This is a genomic window from Microbispora sp. H10949 (assembly GCF_014161435.1).
Lineage (GTDB): Bacteria > Actinomycetota > Actinomycetes > Streptosporangiales > Streptosporangiaceae > Microbispora > Microbispora triticiradicis.
The window spans coordinates 71,412-91,448 of the sequence record NZ_JABBWZ010000004.1 but is presented as its reverse complement, the minus strand read 5'-3'; the positions used below and the strand labels follow the sequence as shown (position 1 = coordinate 91,448).

The 20,037-nt window shown below is 70.2% G+C and carries 16 protein-coding genes and 1 CRISPR repeat array (1 of these 17 cut by a window edge); of the genes, 5 read left to right on the top strand and 11 right to left on the bottom strand.

Features of this window, described 5'->3' with window-relative positions:
- A CRISPR array of direct repeats spans positions 1–1,228; the repeat unit is 23 nt; unit sequence CCCCGCGCCCGCGGGGATGCTCC (it extends 994 nt beyond the left edge of the window).
- A 138-nt stretch (positions 1,229–1,366) separates the two neighbouring features.
- From HHX40_RS10880 to HHX40_RS10840, 9 genes are all read right to left on the bottom strand, one after another.
- Complete coding sequence (locus tag HHX40_RS10880; protein WP_220499003.1) at positions 1,367–2,365, bottom strand: hypothetical protein; 999 nt, start codon at positions 2,363–2,365, stop codon at positions 1,367–1,369.
- 92 nt (positions 2,366–2,457) lie between these two features.
- The gene (locus HHX40_RS10875; RefSeq protein ID WP_182880457.1) at positions 2,458–3,285 is read right to left on the bottom strand and encodes a thiopeptide-type bacteriocin biosynthesis protein; all 828 of its coding nucleotides are present in this window, start codon (positions 3,283–3,285) and stop codon (positions 2,458–2,460) included.
- Positions 3,286–3,303: 18 nt separating this feature from the next.
- Positions 3,304–4,515, bottom strand: coding sequence for a lanthionine synthetase C family protein (locus tag HHX40_RS10870; protein WP_220499002.1), 1,212 nt, complete (start codon positions 4,513–4,515; stop codon positions 3,304–3,306).
- 20 nt (positions 4,516–4,535) lie between these two features.
- Positions 4,536–7,580 carry a lantibiotic dehydratase gene (locus HHX40_RS10865; RefSeq protein ID WP_182880455.1) on the bottom strand — a complete coding sequence of 1,015 codons (3,045 nt, stop codon included), beginning with the start codon at positions 7,578–7,580 and terminating at the stop codon, positions 4,536–4,538.
- A 75-nt stretch (positions 7,581–7,655) separates the two neighbouring features.
- The gene (locus HHX40_RS10860) at positions 7,656–7,832 is read right to left on the bottom strand and encodes an FxLD family lanthipeptide (RefSeq protein WP_150935661.1); all 177 of its coding nucleotides are present in this window, start codon (positions 7,830–7,832) and stop codon (positions 7,656–7,658) included.
- A gap of 59 nt (positions 7,833–7,891) precedes the next feature.
- Positions 7,892–9,100 carry a methyltransferase, FxLD system gene (fxlM, locus tag HHX40_RS10855; protein ID WP_182880454.1) on the bottom strand — a complete coding sequence of 403 codons (1,209 nt, stop codon included), beginning with the start codon at positions 9,098–9,100 and terminating at the stop codon, positions 7,892–7,894.
- Positions 9,101–9,367: 267 nt separating this feature from the next.
- Positions 9,368–9,703 carry a hypothetical protein gene (locus HHX40_RS10850; protein WP_182880453.1) on the bottom strand — a complete coding sequence of 112 codons (336 nt, stop codon included), beginning with the start codon at positions 9,701–9,703 and terminating at the stop codon, positions 9,368–9,370.
- Positions 9,700–9,966 (bottom strand): hypothetical protein, encoded by a 267-nt coding sequence (locus tag HHX40_RS10845; RefSeq protein ID WP_182880452.1) that lies wholly within the window; start codon positions 9,964–9,966, stop codon positions 9,700–9,702. The genes HHX40_RS10850 and HHX40_RS10845 overlap by 4 nt, the downstream gene beginning before the upstream one ends.
- 19 nt (positions 9,967–9,985) lie before the next feature.
- Complete coding sequence (locus tag HHX40_RS10840) at positions 9,986–10,378, bottom strand: hypothetical protein (RefSeq protein ID WP_182880451.1); 393 nt, start codon at positions 10,376–10,378, stop codon at positions 9,986–9,988.
- Between the two features lie 437 nt (positions 10,379–10,815).
- On the opposite strand from HHX40_RS10840, the gene HHX40_RS10835 reads away from it, so the two are divergent.
- Entirely contained in the window at positions 10,816–11,703 is an 888-nt protein-coding gene (locus tag HHX40_RS10835; protein WP_220499001.1) for a phosphotransferase family protein, read from the top strand.
- On the opposite strand, the gene HHX40_RS10830 is transcribed toward HHX40_RS10835, so the two are convergent.
- The gene (locus HHX40_RS10830) at positions 11,697–13,088 is read right to left on the bottom strand and encodes a hypothetical protein (RefSeq protein ID WP_182880450.1); all 1,392 of its coding nucleotides are present in this window, start codon (positions 13,086–13,088) and stop codon (positions 11,697–11,699) included. The genes HHX40_RS10835 and HHX40_RS10830 overlap by 7 nt on opposite strands.
- Positions 13,089–13,551: 463 nt before the next feature.
- Between HHX40_RS10830 and HHX40_RS10825 the strand changes: the two genes are divergently transcribed.
- Positions 13,552–15,138 (top strand): serine/threonine-protein kinase, encoded by a 1,587-nt coding sequence (locus HHX40_RS10825; protein ID WP_182880449.1) that lies wholly within the window; start codon positions 13,552–13,554, stop codon positions 15,136–15,138.
- 62 nt (positions 15,139–15,200) lie between these two features.
- Positions 15,201–16,001 carry an ABC transporter ATP-binding protein gene (locus HHX40_RS10820; RefSeq protein ID WP_111699508.1) on the top strand — a complete coding sequence of 267 codons (801 nt, stop codon included), beginning with the start codon at positions 15,201–15,203 and terminating at the stop codon, positions 15,999–16,001.
- A gap of 201 nt (positions 16,002–16,202) precedes the next feature.
- Here HHX40_RS10820 and aceA read toward each other — a convergent pair whose 3' ends face one another.
- Complete coding sequence (aceA, locus tag HHX40_RS10815) at positions 16,203–17,495, bottom strand: isocitrate lyase (RefSeq protein WP_182880448.1); 1,293 nt, start codon at positions 17,493–17,495, stop codon at positions 16,203–16,205.
- Between the two features lie 244 nt (positions 17,496–17,739).
- On the opposite strand from aceA, the gene HHX40_RS10810 reads away from it, so the two are divergent.
- Together HHX40_RS10810 and HHX40_RS10805 are read left to right on the top strand one after the other, a co-directional pair.
- Positions 17,740–19,212: a helix-turn-helix domain-containing protein gene (locus tag HHX40_RS10810; RefSeq protein ID WP_259403476.1), complete on the top strand. Its 1,473-nt coding sequence runs from the start codon at positions 17,740–17,742 to the stop codon at positions 19,210–19,212.
- 16 nt (positions 19,213–19,228) lie between these two features.
- A complete protein-coding gene (locus HHX40_RS10805) occupies positions 19,229–20,029 on the top strand; it encodes an inositol monophosphatase family protein (protein ID WP_182880447.1) in 801 nt (266 codons plus the stop codon).
- Positions 20,030–20,037 lie beyond the last annotated feature (8 nt).

The window sequence follows — 20,037 nt, the reverse complement described above, 5'->3', positions numbered from 1 at the left end:
GGGATGCTCCCCGTCGTGACGCTCGCCACCGGCCGCCCGCTGCGTCGCCCCCGCGCCCGCGGGGATGGTCCGCTCTGAGCGCGCTTCTGACGGTCCGCGAGCCAGTCGCCCCGCGCCCGCGGGGATGGTCCCTGGGTGGCGCCCGCGCTCCGCGAGCCGCTGTTGTCGCCCCCGCGCCCGCGGGGATGGTCCCGCCTTGGCGGTCTTCTCGCGCTTCTTCGCGTGGTCGCCCCGGCCCGCGGGGATGGTCCCCGACAACAGCAGTAGCGTCGTCACGGATAGAGGTCGCCCCCGCGCCCGCGGGGATGGTCCGGTCGGGGTCTCCCTGCGCACCGTCCAGAAGTGGTCGCCCCCGCGCCCGCGGGGATGGTCCCGTCCACGAGGGGTCGGCGTCGCCGTCGAGAGCGTCGCCCCCGCGCCCGCGGGGATGGTCCTGTCAGTCACCGGTCGTTACCTCCGGAGTGAGTGTCGCCCCCGCGCCGCGGGGATGGTCCGCCCGGTGGGGCTTCGTGGTGGGACGTCGGCAAGTTGCCCCCGCACCCGCGGGGACGCTCCAGGGAGCGGGCGAGGATGCGGGCGCTGGAGGTCGTCGCCCCCGCACCTGCGGGGATGCTCCCGCCAGGGCCTCCGCTTGAGGGACCTGTCCGACGTCGCCCCCGCTCCCGCGGGGGTGCTCCACTGATCAACGTGGCGTCGATGATCGTGGTCGTGTCGCCCCCGCGCCTGCGGGGATGCTCCGTTCAGCGCATGCGTGAGCAGTGGGAGCGTGAGGTCGCCCCCGCACCCGCGGGGATGCTCCGTAGAACGTCCGGATCATCTGCGGTTCGCTGCCGTCGCCCCCGCGCTCGCGGGGATGCTCCCTCGGTCAGGCCCCGGACCGGGGTCCATGTCGGGTCGCCCCGCGCCCGCGGGGATGCTCCGCCACCCCTATACGGGCTAACTCAACAGTGGAAGTCGCCCCCGCGCCCGCGGGGATGCTCCGCGTCGATCATGTACTGGACCGGCGTTCGGACCGTCACCCCGCGTCCGCGGGGATGCTCCGGCGAGTACCGGACCTACACCGTGCAGACGGGCATCGCCCCCGCGCCCACGGGGATGATCCTGTCCCGTCCTGCGTATCGCGCGGTGAGCCCCAGTCGCCCTCGCGCCCGCGCGGATGCTCCCTCTACATGGGTCCGAGCGTGGGGTATGGGGCGGTCGCCCCCGCCGCGCCCCGCGGGGATGGTCTTCTGGGTCCGCCTGGCGTCGACCTCGATGCCATCGCCCCCGCATCCGCGGCGGTGGTCCCTGTGGGACGAAATTCAAGGCTGCGTTGTTGAAGACGCCCCGCGCCGCTGGGTGACCCGACTACCAAGACCAGGCGCGACTAGAGCGAACTGCTGGCGATCAGTGAGCTACTGTTGGCCAGCGCAGCTCCGAGCTTGCTCATGAGCGCCTCTGGCAGTCGTCCGCATTCCAGCCCGCTCAGATGAAGTATGTGCGTGAGAGCGACGCTGTCATTCTCTCCCAGCGACGTCGCGAATCCGGGGCGTCTGAGCAGTTCCCGGGCGGCGTAGCCGTTCTGGGACGTCACCACCCCTGCGATCAGTGCGTCGGCGACCGCGCGTCCCTGCGGGCATCCTATTCCGCCGATGGCGTCGATTACTGACAGGCCCAGCCGGGTTCGGAACACGACCAGGCCGGGCGCGGCGTGGTCAAGCCTCTGGTAGCGATCCAGCATCACGGAGAGGACCTCGCCACTCGAACGTCCGGGTCGGCAAAGTGCGGCCAGGCACGCGGTTACCGCGTCCTCCCACGGCTCGCTCGGCTGGGTGGCCTCCAGCAGTTCCCTGGCCGTGACCAGGTCGCAAGCCACGGTGTGTGCGATGACGGCGACTTGGCGGCCGTCGAGCATGCGCTGGCCGATGCCATTGCGGTGGCGCAGGTGATCGAGGGCGTCCTGCCATCGGCCTGCGGCCGTCAGGGCGCGTGTGCCGTCGGCGAGATGGACAGTCCACAGCCACCGGAGGAGCTCCCCATGATCGTCGGCGGTGGTGGTGGTGAGCTCGGACACGGGCACAGGCAGCCCATCGATGACGGTATCGGTGCTCGTCGCGACAGCTTCGTACAGGCTGTTGAGCATCTCGAACGCGTCGGCGCCGTCGCCAGCGCGGATGCGTAGACGGACGAGGTTGACGAGAGGTTCGAGGGCATGGCGGGCGGCGGTGCCGTCGAGCGGACGCATACGCAGGTAGATGTCGGCGTGCCGATGACACCAGTCCCGAGCCAGGTCGGGCAGGCCGAGGTCGCTGGCTAGGAGAGCAGCCTGGTTGAAGACGGCCGAGGCCGTCGATCGATCGTTGCTGCGTTCGGCTGAGCGGGCCAAATCGCACAGGTCACGAACGCGTGCTTCGAGTGGGGCGCAGGCCGGGCGTGGCCGGGCGACGAGCGGAAACCGAGCGAAGGTCCCTGTGGGATTCATCCGCGCCTATCCCCATCATGGGAAAACCCGTTAAACACCGTGTGGACCGCGAGCGCGGCGATGGCCGATTGGTCGCTGCTCGGAAGGCCCGCACGGTTGGCATGAAAGATCACATGGTGAGCGAGAACGGCGCGGAGGCCGCGCAGCAGCCGGCCCTGAGCGGTGAGGTCGGCCAGGGCTTGCCCGGCTTCTTCAAAGGCGGTCACCCACGGGCGGTAGGCGGCGAGCGGAGCGTTACCCGCAGCGCACATGACTTGCATGTCCGCGGTCAGTAGGCGGTGCATGGCCTGGGACAGCTTGGCCTCGCGCTCCGGCGCCCAGACAGCCTTGCCGGGCCGGTGCTCGGCGACCTTGACCCAGACGTCGCCCTGCTCGTACCAGTCGAGGCCGGCGGCGCGCATCAGCACGGCGGACAGCAGAATCGCCGTCTCCCGACGTCCGAGCGCGGGGGAGGGTCCGACGGCACGAGCCAGTACATGGCGGCTGTCGCGATGAAACAGCTCGTGGGCGATCCGCATGGCCTCTGGTCCGCCGAAGGCATGCGTTTCCGGTTCGTAGACGAGGTGCCTGACGTCGTCGATGTGCCGCTTGCTCTTGAGGTCCTCAAGGTGACGACGCAGGTGGGCATCGGCCTGAGCAGCCTCAGGGCCGGGCAGGTAGCGCAGGCGCCAGCAGGGCGCCTTACGGATGAAGAACCAGGCGATGATGAGTCCTTCGGTCTCCGCCTCGGTCATCAGGGGAGCGAGGTGTGCTGCGGCGGTCTGTTTGGCCGTGTCCCAATAAGGGAAGGCGAGGTTGACCTGACGCCAGGGGCAGGGGTCCATCGGGGTTGGCTCCAGTGTTCAGGCCAGCGAGAGGAAGGCGTCCCAGTTCGACGCCACGGCGTTGGTGCCGACGGTGTACAGGGCGAGTGCGGCCCCTGCAGCGCCGTCCAGGAGTTCGGGGTCGGGCAGGGAGCGGGCCAGTTGTGAGGCGAGCTGGTCCGTCAGGTGGGGGAGTTCGGCAGCGATGCGTGGGGTGTGGGCGTCGGAGGCTATCCGCCAGGCGGCTTGAAGTAGCCCGGCCTTGCCGTGGCAGAGTCCGATCTCGGGGAGCAGATCGAGTTGTGCGGGATCACGCAGCGCGGCGAGCATCGCGTCCTCCGCGGTCTGCTGTCGCGCGGTGTCTCCGAGTGCCATGCCGGCCAGTTGCTGAGCGCGGGCCGTACCGGCGACTCCGTAGCACCAGGAGGGCCGGGGCCGTAGCGACGGACTGACGTGCTGCTCGCGGACCTGGTCCATGATGATGAAGCCGGGCCACCACGGTCCCGCATCGTCCTGCTGTCGCCAGAGATCCGTCCACTCGCAGATCCGCTCGATCGCGTCGGTCATTCCCGCCACGGGCACGTTGCGCAGCACCGCCAGCGACAGCAGGGCCAGGACCGAGCCGATGCCGTGGGACAGGCCGAAGTTCCCGTGTCCCTGCGGGTATTCCGGATCCGGCTCGCCATTGGGCGCGACGTTCGTCCACCACGGCGGAAGCCAGGTCCCCGAGGGCAGCGGTTCGGTCAGGCGCACCAGGTAGGACAGTACGTCGTGGGTGATCGGGTGGTCTGGGTGGCGTCGCAGATGGTAGGCGCCCAGGCCGGTCACTCCGCGGATCAGGTCGAACTCCTCCATCATGGGCTGGTCGCCTCGGTCGATGCGTGCGTACGCCGCAGCCAAGCGCGTACGGGTGATGGTGATGACCGACTCGTCCAGAGTGGTCAGCGCGCGGCGGTATCTGCCCGAGGAGTCGGCGGCTGTGTGCATGACGAAGGCGAGGGCCGGGACGCCGAAGAACAGGCCCGCGTTGGCCGCCGCGGTCAGCTCGCCGGAGGCGGCCACCGACAGCCATGCATGAGCGGTGCTCCAGTCGCCCAGGCCGGCACGAGCGCGTTCGATGTGCAGCAGGGCGATACCCGCCGCGCCGCCGGCCAGTGACTGCGGCCACGCCCGCCCCCCAGGCGGCGAGGCAGTGGGCCACACGTTTCGCGGATCCGACAGCGCGTCGGCGACGGCCTCGGCTACGGCCAACACTTCAGGGTCGGTACCAATCACGATCCTCTCCTTGCTCGCGCCGTCCAGCTCAGTGCGGCGGCACGGGTCAGATGCAGGCAGACGCGCTCGTTCTCCAACGAGGTCCCGGTCATGCGGACGTGGTGCAGATGCAGCAGCTCGGGAAGCAGAACGCCCATATGGCTGCCGGTCTCATTGAGTACGCGCCGGTAGGCGGTCAGTGCTTCCCGCCTCCGGGACCAGCAGGAGAGGACCTGTGCGCCTCCGGGCTGGGCGGCCAGGTTCTGGTGATCGTGAGGGTTGGCCAGCAGGAGGGCCTGGTCGTAGAGCACGCGGGGCGGGGCAGAGGGCTCGGACACAGCGTGTTCGATCAGCCAGCGGAGCGCCTCCGCGGTGTCCCCGATCATGGCGGTGACGATGTCGAGCATGCTCGCCGCGGTCAGAGCGCGTACGTCGGGGCCGCTCTTCTGGCTGCTGGCGGCGAGTTGCGCGAGGGCCGCGGCCGAGTCCGTGGCGAAGTACGTCTCTGCTGCGGCCAGTGCCGTCTGACCGCCGAAGCGGGCCGTCTCCGGGAAGTCGGTGTCCCACTGCACGCGCCCGATCAGACCGGCGCGGCGAAGCGTACGGGTCCAGTCGCCTACAAGCGCGAAGCTGTCGGCGGGCACCGTCAGCCGCAGACGCAGATGCTCTTCAGGGTCCTGGTAGCGCAGGAACCACCATTGGGCCTGGTCACCGAGCTCTTCGAGCAGGCGCGGCAGGTGGTGGATGAGGACTCTGCTTTGCCGGTCCTGGTGCCCGTACAGCTTGAGGTAGAAGCGCCCCTCGCAGCCGGGCAGGTATCCGTGGTCGCGAGTGACCACCTCTGCTCTGCGCAGCCAGTCCGGCGCCCTCGCGGGCTTCCCGACGGAGACCAACGGCACGACGATCTCGTGGACGTGCCCGCCGATCCATCCCGCCGCGTCAGCGTCGGAGGTGGCGCGAAGCACTGCGGTGCCGGTTCTATCCAGCTGGGCACGCAGCAGTGCCCGGTGGGCGGGTTCGGACAGGTCCAGACCGAGGCGTTGGTCGCCATCGCCGAGGTAGACCCTCTGCGGCAGGCCGACCTCGTCCCGCCAGGCGGCCAGAGCCGCCTCCCACTCCGGCCCTTCACGCAGGTCGGCGGCTGTGAGCAGCCACCGAGCGGGAGACAGGATCGTACGTCCGTAGCGCAGTGCTGGGAGGAACGGCAGGCCGGCGGCGGCTCCCCAGTCGAACGAGGCGCACGGAACGCTGAGCGCGTTCGGGACCTCGGCCAGGAACCGGACCAGCGGATGAGTGCGCTTGACGGGTTCCACCGCGTTGAGCACGACGGGTTCCACCGGTCGACGCTGGGAGCGAGAGACAAGGTAGAGACGATGGATGTCCGCGGTGAAGGCGAGGTCTTCCAGCGCTATGAGCCCTTCGCCGCCGTCGTGGTACTCACCCAGAGCAAGCAGGGGTGTCGCGACCCGGGGGGCGCGGGCGACGTTCTCTGTCCCTATGTGCAGAGCCGGAGAAGAGATCTGCGCTCTGAGCGCGCCGCGGACCGCGGTGGGCAGCTCCGCATAGAGCGCGGACATTCGCGCGCGTTCCTCGTCGCCGAACAGGTGCAGGAACCGCCCGGTCGTGGTGCCGGCCGTACGCGACACCCCGACGATCGCCAGGGTGAACTCCCCCTCGCTCAGAGAATGAACGCTGGACGTGTGGACACGAATGGTCAGTTCGGTGGTGGGCTGGATTGGCGCCTCAGAATCCGCGGCCTCCAGATCTGCCACCATCGATTCATCCAGCAGGATCTCGCGCTGGCCGCGCAGCGCGGCCCTCTGCGCCAGCGCCAGCAGCTTCACGTCTCGCTCGGACAGCGGGCTCGAAGGCGGTGACGGTGCGCCGAGGTAGCCGGCCGGGTATCCGAGCCCGATGTCGGGATCGACGGCGTCGAGGACCGGCACCAGGGCCCGCGGCCCGTAGCGCTCCAGGAAACGGCCATGCCAGGCAACCCAGCCGGAGCCGAGGTCTGAGCGACGGGCGAGCCGTACGAGCACACCCGCGGCTTTCGCCGCCTCGACGGCCACTGACTGCGGCACCGCGAGGTCGAGGTCCATCCGCAGATCGACGCCGAGCGCGGACCCCTTCACCGGGGCGACGGCGGCCATGTCGGCGGCAAGGCGCGCACGACGGCTACGCGCTATCGCGGAGGTGGGGGCGTCGTCGTGCTGGGTCGATTGCTGAGCGATCCGGCGTAGACGCTCGACAGTCTCGGCCTTCTGAGCGAACTCCCCGGCTGCCATCTCCTCGATTTCAGACAGGAGATGGCCGAGGGGATCGATTGCGGTCATCGGAGGGCGCAAGCTGGTGACGAGCAGGCGTTGCGCCACCAGGTCCGCCAGCAGCCGGTCTATGACAACGGCAGGAACGCCCGGGAAGTCGGCCGCGAGCTTCTCCGCCAGCTCCCCCAGCCGGATCGGGCTGCGGGACATGCTCACAGCCGTCCGGATCGGCGCGGTGGCCCGTACGCTCACATGCGTCGGCTGGCCGTGAGCCGCTCCGGCGGGACGGTGCTCCAACACCAGCTGGCCATCACGCTCGACTACGAGGTTGTTGGCCATGACCTTCAAACGCGGTCGCAGCGCCGGTTCGGCTTCCAGGCGCCCGATCACCTCCGCGAGCCACCCGGCGTCAACCTTGGGCATGGCGCGATGGGCGCAACCGACGCGGGCCGTTGGCAGGGCGGCGATGCGAGCCGGGGCGACACCGGCGAACAGGCCGAACGGCGTCGCCCGTCCTGAGGCGCGAAGCAGGTAGCGCAGGACCGAGAGCACTGCCCGGCGCATGGCCGACTCAGAGACGTCCCGTCCTCCACAGATTTCGCAGACTCGGCCGGTCAGGACCGGGCTGGCCTGCTCCAACGCGGCCAGCAAGCCAGGCATCCGCATGGTGTCCCGCAGCCACTGCCGCCAGGAATCCGGTCCGGCCGCTTCTTCGCTCAGGTCCGGCCACGAACTGGGTGCCCGGTGCACCTGCCAGACGGCCGTTCGCACCACGACAGCATCGAGATACTCGTACATGTGCCGCTCCCGGAGACGGAAAGCGCCCGGCCGGCGCGGCGACCGGGCGCGTTCAAGGGGCCGAGGCGTCAGCGCCTACGGGCAGGTGGCGGGGCAGGCGGACTGACACGACGTCCCGCAGCCGTCGTCGGTCATCCGGATGAGCTTGTCCGCCGCCGGACCGGACTCGACGATCGAGACGTCCAGGTCCCACTCCCCGAAGTCCTCCTCCCCGGCCTGCGTAGCCGGTGCGTTCTCGATCTGAATGGACATGAGAACCTCCTTGGTGGTGGTGCAGGGTTCCCGGTTCTCCCTGTTGGGAGCCGGGCGCTTCAGAGCCAGGAGACGACGACGGCTCCGTGCCGTTTCCTGATGAGCCCTCGGGAAGGGAGGGCCGTTCGGGCGGCCTTCGGGACGTACTGAATGCGCGCGGTGCCGCGGCGCCGGTGGTCGCTCGCCCACCGCCGTAGCAGTTCCACGTACTCCGCCGCGACGGCCTCGGCTTCGGGGCCGTGAGCGAAAACCCCGCTCTCGAAACCGCCGGTCTCCTCGTTCGGCCGCTTCGTCCGGTAGGCGAAGCTGCCGCCGCGGATCAGGGCAGGAACGCCCCTCGTCACCGACGGGGCGAAACGCCCCTGTGCGACCAGTTCCTCGCTCGCGTGCAGCATGGCGACCTGCGGCATGTTGGTGAGGAGGAACAGCTCAAGCTCGTCGGGCAGGTCGAAGGCCGCACCTGACCAGAGTTCCAGCCTGGGGGAGTCCAATGCCTGCCGCAGCGCCTCACTGTCGAACCGCTGCGGCTCCTCATCGACCCGCAGCGCGACCCCTTCAGCGAGCGGCACGACGTGCTCGCTGAACGAACCGGACCCCTGCATCGGCACGAAGCCCGACAGGCAGTAACTGCGGCTCACCAGGACGTCACCGCTGCGCTCGAAGGCGATCGTGCGGGTCAGCCCCTTCATCCGCAGCGGGACGACGATTCTGCCGGCCTTGGAGAGCTGGTCCACCCACGCTGAGGGAATGTCCCAGGCTCCGGCCGTGACGATGATCCGGTCGTACGGCGCTTCCTTCGGCACACCGTTCTCGGCGTCGGCCAGCACCACCTCGACACGGTCGTAGCCAGCTGCCTTGAGGCAGTCGCGAGCGCGCTCGACGATGTCGGGGTCGATGTCGACCGAGACGACCTTTCCCTCCGCGCCGACGAGCTCCTGAATCAGAGCGGCGTTATAACCACCCGAGCCGACCTCCAGGACCCGCATCCCGGGTTCGATCTCGGCCTGCTCCAACATCACCGCCTGGATGTGGGCGGCCGACAGAGAACTCAGCGCCAGGCCGCTCGCGTCCCGCTTGATCACCAGGGCGCTGTTCGCGGCGTACGCAGCCTCCAGCGGCTCCCCCAGAGCGAACAGGTGCCTGGGTACGGTGGCGAGGGCCGCGGCCACGGGCTCGGATGTGACCGCGTCCATCTCGCGCAGCTCGCTCACCATCGCGGCCCGCAGCGAGGCTGCGATATGGGCCGCGTCCATGTGCGGTGTAGTCATCAGCGCTTCCTTCGGAGGTTGACGGGGCGGCGAGGTCGCCGCCTCGGTGATCGTGGTCCCTCGGCAGAGGCCGTGTGGCCTCCTCGCTAAACTTTGCGGTCGTATACAGCCGGTCTTGCAGGGTGCCAGTACGAGCCGACGCCGCGTCGTCAGCGGCCCGGCCCAGGCGTTGCATGCGGTAGGTCCTGGGCCGGGCCGGATGCTCGACGGTGCGGGAGTCGGGGGCTGCCCCTGTGGGCGAGGGGCACTCGACCACGCCGCCGAGGGCTATGAGGTGGCGATCCGGCTCGTCGGTGCTTGGGTGGATATCGACGCGATGTCGACGTTCACGCCGGTGAACTCCCAGCCAGTGCTGGTCAGCTCCTGCACGCGCAGGTCGCACCACTGCGTCGGGAGGTCGTCCATGAAGGCGGCTTCGTCATGGAGTACGTCGTCGCCCTGTGTCCATCGTTCGCGTGCGCCGGCATCGGCGATGCTCAGCCGGTATTCCTGCGGCTGGCCGTCGGCCCCCACCCGCCGGAACCTCAGGGTCGTGGTGGCACCCGCCCGAGGTGGCCAGATGCCCTTGAGGCACAGCACAAGCCATAGCAGCGACATCGTCACCCGATCCGTACCGCGTGAAGGCCCACGTGCCCACGGAGTTCCCGGTAGTGTTGGGCGATCTTGGCGGCCGCCTGTGCGGTCTCGTGCAGGAGCAAGGCGGCCGTCTTCGGCTTGCCGTCCGTGCCGAGCTCTCCAGTGCTCCAGGAGATCTTCCCCGCACGGAACCAGACGGACACGTCGCCGAGGCGAAGCAGCGCGACCCCTCGGTACGTGCGGATCTGCCCACCACGGATGTTGTGCGGGGCCGCGAGGTGGGCGTCCACCTGCCGAGCGGCGGACTCTTCACGACTCGATGGTCTCGAGGCGGTCAGGTATGTCATGTGGTTCTCCTGGACAGGAACGGGTGGGTGAGGCGGGGACTTCGGGGGCGTCGGCTCCTGGCGTGCCGCCGGTGTTCCGGCCGACTTCGGCGAGGACGCGTTCGATGCGATCGGCCGCTGTGGGGATGTCGTCGACAGCAGCGATGAGCGTCGGCCACGGGAACCAGTAGTGCCAGGCTCCGTGCGAATCGGGCTTGGCGAGAACCTGTTCCGTAAGCGCCGGAGCTGCGGGGTTCATCACCTGCAGTTGGGGGATGCGATTGAGAGGGATGACGATCCGGGTGGAGAAGTTCCGGCTTCGCAGCTCCTCAGCAAGCGCCTCCAGGGGCTCCGTTGCGGGGTGGGACGTTGACATAGACGATCTCCGGATGCGCGTGTCAGCCAGGGGCAGGCTCTGCTCCCGTCAGGGTGGGGGTGCGGATGGCGACGGGCCGGGGGAGCCCGCCGCGAGGACAGCAGGAGCGGCGCCTCGCCGTTCTCGTCCAGTAGCGAGCTGCTGTGCATGCTGTCCATGACCGATAGCCAACCGCTCGGGAACGGCGTCCGGGAGCGCTCAACGGCTCTGCATCTGTGCAAACCACTGTGCATTCCGATTTGCTCGTCACCATGGCCTTACTGCAGGGATGGAGCCCCAACTACGCTGCGACTTATGGAGCGTCAGTCCAACGCTCGGACTCGCCAACGTCATCGACCAGGCCGGCGTCTCTCACCTCGACTTGGCCGGCCGCATCAGTCGAGTGGTGCGGTGAATCGATGGCCGGCGCGTGAAGACCGAGCGAAGGAAAGCACTTGATGCGTCAGCCCCTGTTGTTCGCTGATATCGCTCTCGAGGCTGCACGTGAGGCTGCGCAGCGTGCTGGCGTTGGCGATCAGAATCCGGAAACTGTGCGTATCGGGGACCGCGCCGTGTTGCGGCTGGCCGAGGGGCGCATCATCGCCCGCGTCGCCAGGAGCCTTGATCGGCTGGATTCGTCTCGCCGTGAGGTCGAGGTCGCTCGGTGGCTGACGGCTGAAGGGCTCACGGTTACTCGGCCCTTGGAGGGTGAGCAACCGTGCATCGCAGCCGGAACGGTGGTGTCTCTGTGGTACGCGGTGGAGGGCGATTGGACTGTCCCGGCTGACCTCGCCGTGGTGTTGCGACGCCTACACGCCCTCCGGCCTCCACCCGACCTCACGTTGCCCGAGCTGGAGCCGTTCGAGCGACTGGGTCAGCAAATGGAGTCCGCACCTGCGCTGACCGCAGCTGATCGTCTGACGTTGCGGACGCTGATGCGTACTCTGCGCGAGGAGCTTGCCGATGTGGTGTACGAGCTGCCGCGAGCGGTGATCCACGGTGACGCCAACATCGGCAACGTGCTGAAGACATCCTCTGGTGAGGTGGTGCTGTTCGACCTGGAGGGGCTGTGCTGGGGGCCACCCGAATGGGATCTGGCGATCACGGCGGTCTACCGGGATCTGGGGTGGCACACCGACGCCGAGTACGAGCGGTTCTGCGAGGTGTACGGATTCGACGTGACGCGACTGCCTCGCTACCAGGTGCTGCGTGCGGTCCGGGAACTGCGCATGACCTGCTGGCTGGCGCAGAAGGCCGGCGACAGCGAAGAGATCGCTGCTGAGGTGCGCCGCAGGATCGCCGACCTGAGGGAGCCGGACAGGCCGCGGCACTGGCACCCCTACTGACTTGGACGGAGCCGACGTCCTTGGAGCACGGGCCGGGCCTGCTCAGTGAAATCGATGACCGATGGATGATCGCTGTGCGAACTCATGCGGCTGTGCAGGTCACGAAGGTACGTGGTACAGCGGATCGACGCGGTTTCTTGGATCCGGGGCAGGACCCGCACGGCGACGTGGCATGCCTGCTCCACATCACCCTGATCGACGAGGCTGGTGGCGAGCACGATCCGCGAGAAGATCCGGCTGCGTGCGTACCCTCCTGCGGCCGGACTGGCCTCGGCAACTGACAGGCAGTGGGTGGCCTGGCGGTATGACTCCCTGGCGTCACCTAGGTCCCGGAAGCAGTGCGCGTGCTCGTCCGCCAGCTCGGACTCGTCGAAGTACGCGATCCACTCCGGCTCCTCGCCGGGCCTGTGCTCGTTGAACGCCCGCGCGGCGGTATCGAGAGCCTTGAGGCACTCTGCGGATCCGTCGGGGAGGTTGGCGGCGGCGCGGGCTTCCATCGCGGCGAACTGCGCTCTGAGCAGTGCGGGAGCCCGGCCTTTCAGATCTTGCTGCGCGGCGCGAGCAAGATGGAGGGCCTCGCGGTATTCCCCGAGGTAAGTGGCCTGATGGGACATCGCCGACAGCACACTGGCGCCGAGCATCCTGTCGTCCGCGTGATGGGCCAGAGAAAGCGCCTGCAGGAAGTAGCGGCGGGCGAGACCGTGCCAGCCGCTGTCGTAGGCCATCCAAGCCACAGACAGGCAGAACTCGGCAACCGCGCTGAACAGCGACCGCCCGACGGCTGAGGCGTACGTGCCGTTCAGCAGCGGGACGATCTGGTCCAGTAGGTATTGAAGGGCGGCCGAGCGAGCGTGTGCGCCACCGAACCGGTTGTCCAGATCGGCGAACATGGCCGTGGTGGAGCGGATCGCTTCGACGTCGCTCATCCCCACCCTGCGACCCGCCGATCCATCCGGAGGCCGGGCCGGACTGGAAAGCAGCCATCCGAAGGCCGCCTGGGTGAGGGCCCCTACATCCACCGTGCTTCGCAGGAACTCTCGCCGCTGTGCGTCAGCGGTGACCAACTGAGCCAACGTGTCGACGAGATCGGCGGGGACATCAGAGAAGTTGAGCCCGATCTCGGGTGAGACAGTGCTGCCCTCCAGCCCTATGTCCGTCAGGGTGACCCGGCGACCGAGCTTGCGGCTGAGTGCTTCAGCGATCAGAGCAGCGGTGATGCCTCGTGGCTTCTGGCCTTCGATCCACCGTGCGATCTGCGTATGCGAGGGCCGCACAGGCACGCGCCATTCCTTGGCGACCTGGCCGATACGGCTGGCCAGACCGAGGTGGGAGACACCGGCCTGGTCGACGACGTCGGCGAGCCGGGCGTTGGGCTGACGCTCCATATAGCGCAGCGTAGTTGCGCGCCGCCTCTGCGGTAAGGCCATGGCGGTGAGCAGGGCGGAATGCACAGGGGTTTGCACAGATGCAGACCCGGTGAGCGCTCCCCGAGGGCGTCGCCGCACGGTTGCTATCGCTCATGGACGGCGCGGGTAGTAGCGCTGCTGGACAAGCACGGCAGGCGTGCCGGCCCTGCTGTTCACGTCTCGGCCTCACGCCATCAGGGCACTGTGGCCTCCGAGAAGCCTTGACTGGCCGCCTCTGTGGCGAATGGGACCGGTGTGACCTGGGACTTTGCTCGCGCCTTACTTTGGGGTGCCATTGGGCTTACCTCTCATGCCGCTTGTGGTCAGTTGACCGCATGGCGCGTTCCAAACGGCCACAGTTGCTGTGCGGCACTTCCGCGAGAGAGGGAGCTTCCGTATGGCACGTGGCGGAACGGGCCCCCGGAACGGTATGCCACCCGGGGTGCGCCCGCTGACCGTGGGCGATCCGGTGATCATCGGGGCCTACCTGCTCCTCGGCCGGCTCGGCGCCGGTGGCATGGGCGTGGTCTACCTCGCGGAACATCCCGGCGGCGGATACGTCGCGCTGAAGACGCCGCACCCGGTCCACCTGTCGGACCCGACGCTGCGGGCCCGATTCGCCGAGGAGGCCGAGTTCTCCCGGCGGGTGGCGCCGTTCTGCACCGCCGCCTTCGTCGAGGACGGCCTCGACGGCGACCGGCCCTACATCGTCACCGAGTACGTCCCCGGCCCCGCGCTCTCCCAGGTCGTCTCTGCGTACGGCCCGCTCACCCCCGACCTCGCGTACGGCGTGGCACTCGGCGCGGCCGCCGCCCTGGCGGCGACCCACGAGGCGGGGCTGGTGCACCGCGACCTCAAGCCCGGCAACGTGCTGCTGTCCCCGCGCGGGCCGTTCGTCATCGACTTCGGGATCGCCCGCGACCTCGACGTCGCGATGTCGCACACGCAGGCCGGCCAGATCATGGGCAGCCCGGGGTGGGTGGCGCCGGAACGGCTGCGGGGCCGTCCCGCGATCCCCGCCTCGGACGTCTTCTCCTGGGGGTGCCTGGTCGCCTTCGCGGCGACCGGGCTGCATCCGTTCGGCGCGGGCGACCCCGAGACGCTGACCCGGCGCATCCTGGTGGAGGAGCCGCGGGTCTCGCCGGTGCCGAGGCTGCTGCGGGACGAGGTGGCGGCGGCACTGCGGCGTGACCCCGCCGAACGCCCGGACGCCGCCCGGCTGCTGGCCTCCCTGCTCGCGGCGGGCGGCGTCCACACGACCGCCGACCCGCGGCGGGCGGTCGCCGCGGTGCTGGAGGAGATCTGGCAGCCCGTGGCCTACCCGGCGGGCGCCCGCGGAACGGCCGCCGTAAACAGTCAGGACGGCCGGCCGGATGAGCGCGGCGAACGACCGCCGCCCGGCAGGGCCGGGCGGCGGCGGGCGGCCCAATCGACAGCGCGGTCGACGGCGCGGTCGAGGGCACAGGCGGGGGCGCAGGCGTCCCACGCGGGGTTCGCGGCGCTCGCGACCGTCGCGATCGCCGCGGTGACGGTGGTGGCGGCGGGCACCGGCGCGGCCCGCATGGACCGCACGGCGGACCCGCCGCCCGCGCGGCCCGTGGTGATCCCCGAGGACGGCGCCACGCCGCCGCCGGACGTGCTCAGCACCTCCAGGCCGCCGGTGCTGCCCGTCAGCGCCCGCCGGCCGAGGGCGACGGTGACGGCGACGCGGACGATGCCGCCGTCCGCGCCGGCGACCCCGGACGAGCAACGGGCCACGGCGGTGCCCTCGCCGCCGTCGGACGGCGGGACGCTGCGTCCCCCGCCGGAGGGGCACTGCGCGCCCGGGCGGCACGGGGACTGCGGTCCCGGGCGGCCCTCCCCGCCGGAGCAGCCGAGTTCTCCGCCGCCGTCGCCGGGGATCACCACCGAGCCGCAGTGGGGGGACGGGGAGTCGCCCCAGCCGAGTCCGGGCCAGCCGACGGTGAGCCAGTCACCGGCCGGTCAGCCGCCGGGGGTCGTCGCCACCCCCGCGCCGTCTTGGCCCTGAGGCCGTCCACTTCCTGGGACGGCGTCGTGAGCAGGCGCGTCCATGCCCCATGCTTTGGGGTCATGGACGCAGCTCTCGAACTCGACGACGTGACCGTTCGCGTGGTCGGCCGCACCCTCGTGGCCGCGGCCGACTGGCGGGTGGAGCACGGCCAGCACTGGGTGATCCTCGGGCCCAACGGCGCGGGGAAGACCACGATGCTCTCGGTCGCCGCGGCCGTACGGCACCCGTCCTCCGGGACCGCGACGGTGCTCGGGCGGCGGCTCGGCCGCACCGACCTGCGGGAGCTGCGGCGGAGCATCGGCCTGGTCGCCGCCAGTCAGCGGCTGGTGGACGAGACGCTGCTGGAGGAGGAGGGCGCGACGGCCCTCACCGTCGTCCTCACCGGGCACACGGGGACGAGCGCGCCGCTGTGGGACCGGTACGGCGACGAGGAGCGCGAGCGGGCCCACCGCCTGCTGGCCGACCTCGGCTGCAAGGACCTCGCCGACCGGAGGTTCCAGGTGTGCTCACAGGGGGAGCGGGCCCGGGTGCGCGTCGCCCGGGCGCTGATGGCCGACCCCGCGATCCTGCTGCTGGACGAGCCGTTCGCGGGCCTCGACCTGCCGGCCAGGGAGGACCTGATCGAGGCGCTGGAGGACCTGGCCCGGGCCCGGCAGGGCCTCACCACAGTGATGGTCACCCACCATCTGGAGGAGGTGCCCGCCACCACCACGCACGCGTTGCTGATGCGGGACGCCCGGATCCTGGCCGCCGGTCCGGTCGGGGAGGTGCTCACCGAGACGCACCTGTCGGACTGCTTCGGGCGGCGGCTGCGCATCGACTCCCTGGACGGCCGCTGGTACGCCCGCGCGCCGCGCTGAGCCGTGCCGGTTCAAGGCGTGCCAGTTGAAGGCGTGCCGGTCGTGGGGGCGGGCCCGCCGCGGCTCCTGCCCCCCGTACGGGTCCTCGTGAGGGCGCTCGTACGGAGGTGAGAGAGTCCACGGCGGGCCCCGGCTGCGGCACGGTGCGGGCCCGGTGCGGGTACGGGTGCGGGCGCGGTGTGCGCCGGCGCTCCGCTTCCGTCAGCGGGTCGCGGCGAACTGCGCCTCCTCCGTGGAGCCCTTCAGGGCCGTCGTGGAGGAGTCCGGCGCGACGGCCGTGCTGACCAGGTCGAAGTATCCGGTGCCGACCTCCCGCTGGTGGCGCGTGGCGGTGTAGCCGCGGCGCTCGGCGGCGAACTCCGCCTCCTGTAGTCCCACGTACGCCGTCATGCCCTCGTCGGCGTAGCCGCGGGCGAGGTCGAACATCGAGTAGTTCAGCGAGTGGAAGCCCGCCAGGGTGATGAACTGGAACTTGTATCCCATGTGCCCCAGCTCGCGCTGGAACTTGGCGATCGTCGCGTCGTCCAGGTGCCCCCGCCAGTTGAACGACGGCGAGCAGTTGTAGGCCAGCATCTGGTCGGGGTACTCCCGCTTGATCGCCTCGGCGAACTCGCGCGCCACGTCGAGGTCCGGGGTGGAGGTCTCCATCCACAGCAGGTCGGCGTACGGCGCGTAGGCGAGGCCTCGGGCGACGCAGGCGCCGACCCCGTTGCGGACCCGGTAGTAGCCCTCGGCCGTGCGGTCCCCGGTGGTGAAGGCCTGGTCGCGGGGGTCCACGTCGCTGGTCAGGAGCGTCGCGGCCTGGGCGTCGGTCCGCGCGATGACCAGGGTGGGGACGCCCGCCACGTCGGCCGCCAGGCGGGCCGCGTTCAGGGTCTTGACGTGCTGGCCCGTCGGGATGAGCACCTTCCCGCCGAGGTGGCCGCACTTCTTCTCGGAGGCGAGCTGGTCCTCCCAGTGCACGCCCGCGGCGCCCGCCTCGATCATGGCCTTCATCAGCTCGAACGCGTTGAGCACGCCGCCGAACCCGGCCTCGGCGTCGGCCACGATGGGCGCGAGCCAGTGCGGCGCGTCCTCCTCGCCCTCGGCCCAGGAGATCTGGTCGGCCCGCAGCAGCGCGTTGTTGATCCGGCGGACCACCGCGGGAACCGAGTTGGCCGGGTAGAGGCTCTGGTCGGGGTAGGTGTGACCGCTCAGGTTGGCGTCGGCCGCCACCTGCCAGCCCGACAGGTAGACGGCCTTGAGGCCCGCCTTCACCTGCTGCACCGCCTGGTTGCCGGTCAGCGCGCCGAGGGCGTGGACGTAGTCCTCGCTGTGGAGCAGGCTCCACAGGCGCTCCGCGCCGAGCCGGGCCAGCGTGTGCTCCTCCCGCACCGATCCGCGCAGGCGGACGACGTCCTCGGCGGAGTACGTCCGCCGGACGTCCCGCCATCGCGGGTCGGTGTCCCATTCGTGCTGTAGCCGCTCGGCGGCCGAGGTGAGCCGATCCGACATCCCGTTCACTCCCTTGTTGCGTACTCCGTCGTCACCTGGGGCTTGCTTCCGAGTTTGTGTCGATATCAAGAGACCAGGCAAGACGACTTGCGCGGAAAGAGCGAGAATTTTTCTCGTTGCGATGAAACTGGCGAGTATTCCATTGCGAAGAAGTGGCAAGTTTTCCCTATGGACTAGACCAATCCGCGTACGGAAGATCACTTCGGCGTGGAAGAATCGCGGATTTTCCGCGTAGGATCGGGGCATGACCTCCGCGCTGGGTGAAGAACCGCTGTCTTTGACGCATGAGCTCGATCTGCTGGCCTTCGGCCAGCGGCTCAGGCACCTGCGCAAGCAGCGCGGCCTGACGCTCTCCGAGCTCGGCGACCGCGTCGGCCGCGCGCCCAGCCAGCTCTCCCTGCTGGAGAACGGCAGGCGCGAGCCGAAGCTGTCGCTGCTGAAGTCGCTCGCCGCCGCGCTCGGCGTGCCGGTGGAGGAACTGCTGCGCAGGCAGGCGCCGAACCGGCGGGCGCAGCTGGAGATCGCCCTGGAGGAGGCCCAGCGCGACCCGCTGTACGCGAGCCTCGGGCTGAGCCGGCTCAAGGTCTCCGCGCGGGTGCCCAACGACGTGCTGGAGCACATCCTCGGCCTGTACGAGGAGCTGCGGGCCAGGGAGGCCAAGGGCACGGCGACGCCGGAGGAGGCGCGGGCCGCCAACGCCGAGCTACGGCGGACGCAGCGGGAGCTGGGCAACTACTTCGAGGAGATCGAGAAGGCCGCCGCCGACGCGCTGACGGCGGTGGGCTACCGCACCGGCGCGTTGTCGGAGAGCACCGTCCAGGCGCTGGTGTCCCACTTCGGGTTCACCGTGCGGTCCGCGCCCGATCTGCCGAGGTCGGCCCGTTCGGTGACCGACCTGCGCAACCGCCGCATCTACGTCAAGCGCCAGCAGCTCGGCATGCACACGCCCCGGACCGTGCTGCTGCAGGCACTCGGGCACATCGCGCTCCAGCACCACCGGCCGCGCGACTTCGCCGACTTCCTGCGCCAGCGGGTGGAGGCCAACTACTTCGCCGCCGCCGTCCTCGTCCCCGAGACCGCGGCCGTGCCGTACCTGCGCGAGGCGAGGCAGGACCGCGCCCTGTCGGTGGAGGACCTGCGCGACGTCTTCGCGGTGTCCTACGAGATGGCCGCCCACCGGTTCACCAACCTCGCCACCCGCCATCTCGACCTCGTCTGCCACTTCGTGCGCAACGACGCCGGAGGGATCATCTACAAGGCGTACGAGAACGACGGCATCGTCTTCCCCGCCGACGAGCAGGGGGCGATCGAGGGCCAGCGGCTGTGCCGGCAGTGGTCGGGCCGCCAGGTGTTCCACTCGCCCGACCGGTTCTCGCTGTACTACCAGTACTCCGACTCGCCCACCGGCACGTACTTCTGCGTCGCCCACGTGGACCCGTCGCAGGAGAAGGACTTCGCCATCACGCTCGGCGTGCCGTACCGGGAGTCGCGGTGGTTCCGCGGCCGGGAGACCACCCACCGCACCAGGTCGAACTGCCCGACCGGCGAGTGCTGCCGCCGCCCGCCCGCCGAGCTGTCGCAGCGCTGGGAGGGCTACGCCTGGCCCTCGGCCCGCGCCAACTCCCACGTGCTGGCCGCGCTGCCGCCGGGCTCGTTCCCCGGTGTCGACGAGGCCGACGTGTACGCCTTCCTCGAACGCCATGCCACCCAGGTCTGAGCCGTACGCTGCACGAATGATCACGGACGGGGAAGTGGCCCTCACGGCGGCGCAGGAGGGGGCGGCCGTCGTGCGCGCCATGTACGGGACGTCGCTGACGCGCTTCGACAAGGGCGGGGGTGACTTCGCGACGGCGGCGGACGTCGAAGCGGAGAAGGCGATCCTCGGAGTCCTGCGCGGCGCCCGGCCGTACGACGGCGTGATCGGCGAGGAGAGCGGACGCGCGGGCCCGCAGGGCGCGGAGCGCGTGTGGCTGGTCGATCCCCTGTGCGGCACGCTGAACTACAACGCCCGGAGCATGCTGGTCGCGGTGAACGTCGCCCTGCGCGCGGGCTCCGGGGTGACGGCGGCGGCCTCTGCGGACCCGTTCGCCGGCGAGGTGTTCTGGACGGACGGCGTCGACGCCTACGCCCGCCGGGACGGCGTGGACCAGCGGCTGACGCCGTCGCCCGGCTCCCGGCTGGTGGACGTCAACCTCGATCCGCCGTTCCCGAACGCACCGGGCTTCCGGGCGGCCCTGCTGCTCGCCGACGCCGGTTTCGCCGAGCGTTTCCACCCGCGCGTCGTCTCCACCACCCTGGCGGTGGCGTGGGTCGCGGCCGGCCGGAGGGCCGCCTACGTCACCGACGGTCACCTGCGGGACAGCGTGCACTTCGCCGCGGGGATCGCGCTGTGCCGGGCCGCCGGGTGCGTGGTGACCGGGTTGCACGGTCAGCCACCGCATGCCGGGGCGGGCGGGCTCGTCGTGGCGGCCGACCGGGAGACGCACGAGTCGTTGCTGGAACTCGTCGGCAGGCAGGTCGCACCGGAGCGGTAGCGGGATTC

Bases quoted from the DNA above. Each gene is read 5' to 3' on its own strand.
- HHX40_RS10820 (WP_111699508.1), top strand. From the start codon at position 15,201: ATGGACGCAGCTCTCGAACTCGACGACGTGACCGTTCGCGTGGTCGGC.
- HHX40_RS10840 (WP_182880451.1), bottom strand. From the start codon at position 10,378: ATGTCAACGTCCCACCCCGCAACGGAGCCCCTGGAGGCGCTTGCTGAG.
- HHX40_RS10875 (WP_182880457.1), bottom strand. From the start codon at position 3,285: ATGGACCCCTGCCCCTGGCGTCAGGTCAACCTCGCCTTCCCTTATTGG.
- HHX40_RS10835 (WP_220499001.1), top strand. From the start codon at position 10,816: ATGCGTCAGCCCCTGTTGTTCGCTGATATCGCTCTCGAGGCTGCACGT.
- HHX40_RS10860 (WP_150935661.1), bottom strand. From the start codon at position 7,832: ATGTCCATTCAGATCGAGAACGCACCGGCTACGCAGGCCGGGGAGGAG.
- aceA (WP_182880448.1), bottom strand. From the start codon at position 17,495: ATGTCGGATCGGCTCACCTCGGCCGCCGAGCGGCTACAGCACGAATGG.
- HHX40_RS10805 (WP_182880447.1), top strand. From the start codon at position 19,229: ATGATCACGGACGGGGAAGTGGCCCTCACGGCGGCGCAGGAGGGGGCG.
- fxlM (WP_182880454.1), bottom strand. From the start codon at position 9,100: ATGACTACACCGCACATGGACGCGGCCCATATCGCAGCCTCGCTGCGG.
- HHX40_RS10865 (WP_182880455.1), bottom strand. From the start codon at position 7,580: ATGTACGAGTATCTCGATGCTGTCGTGGTGCGAACGGCCGTCTGGCAG.
- HHX40_RS10830 (WP_182880450.1), bottom strand. From the start codon at position 13,088: ATGGAGCGTCAGCCCAACGCCCGGCTCGCCGACGTCGTCGACCAGGCC.
- HHX40_RS10810 (WP_259403476.1), top strand. From the start codon at position 17,740: ATGACCTCCGCGCTGGGTGAAGAACCGCTGTCTTTGACGCATGAGCTC.